1 protein-coding gene is annotated in these 1113 nt (G+C 72.4%); it reads right to left on the reverse strand.

Annotated features, from left to right (window positions below; genetic code table 11):
• Window positions 1-136 precede the first annotated feature (136 nt).
• Window positions 137-823 (reverse strand): RNA polymerase sigma factor, encoded by a 687-nt coding sequence (locus ACWDSL_RS53510; protein WP_450497043.1) that lies wholly within the window; start codon window positions 821-823, stop codon window positions 137-139.
• Window positions 824-1113 lie beyond the last annotated feature (290 nt).

The following is a 1113-nucleotide window of genomic DNA, read 5'->3' on the forward strand; positions in this document are numbered from 1 at the left end:
GTTGTGTTTTGTGATTTTTGTTGTTTTATATTCTTTTGTGGATGTGGCGCGTGGGCCAGTAGCCCCCCCACCCCCGGGCGCGCCCGGCCGCGATCCGCGGCCGGCAGCTCCATGTGTGCGTGAGTCGTCCGGGCGCTCAGCCCCGCATGGCCGCGTTGAGGGCCAGCAACTCGGTGTACGCGTGCGCGCAGCAGCGACACTCGGCCAGATGGCGCGCGAGGGCGTGGCCACGTACGGCGCCACGCCGCACCGAAGCGCCGATCATGGAGCCGAAGTGGCGGCAGCGGTCGTCGTCCGCCGCCGCGGATCGCACATGAGCGCGCAGATACGCCTCGCGCAGCCCCTCGCGGGCCCGGAAAGCCAGTGAGGTGAGACCGCTGGGGGACAGGCCCATCAGCGCGGCCACGCGCTGCGGGGAGGCGTCCTCCACCAGCGTGTGCCACAGCACGGTCCGCCACCGCGCGGGGAGGGTCTGGAAACTGCGGATCACAAGTGTGCGGTCCTCGTCCGCCAGCAGGCGCTGCTGGGGGTCCGCCTCGGTCGAAAGCTGCTGCCACGACTCGAAGTCCGCGGTGAGCAGCACCTGACGCGCACCGGAGCTCCACTCGATCGCGGTGTGGCGGATGACGGTCAGCAGATAGGGGCGCCAGGGGCCACGCGGACCCCCGCCCGACCGGACGGCCTGGAACGTACGGATGAACGCCTCGGACACCAGGTCTTCGGCGTCGTGGAGGGCCCGGCAACAGGTGCGGGCGTGGGCGAGCGCCGCGTCGCGGTGGCGGCGGTAGAGGATTTCCCCGGCCGTCGGGCTCGTGGTGCCCATGCGGTACGCCTCCTGGAGCCGCCGGGTGAGCTCCTGGTCCGAGGGTGTCGGCTCACGGCCCCGGGGATTTTGTCCCGTCCGTGCGGGTGACCGCGTGGGCGGCCGCTCGGACAACGGGGCGGGCCCGGGCCCGTCGGGTAAGTGCTCGGGATCGGATTCGCCCGGCTGGTCCGCACGGTTCGGCTGGTCCGGGCCGTCCGGGTGTCCGGCCGCCGGATCGCCGGCGGCCGCGGCGGTCTCGTGCTGTGCGGTCTCGTGCCGCCCCGGAACGCGGCGTGCGCCGACCGAAG

Source organism: Streptomyces sp. NPDC000941 (assembly GCF_053599555.1).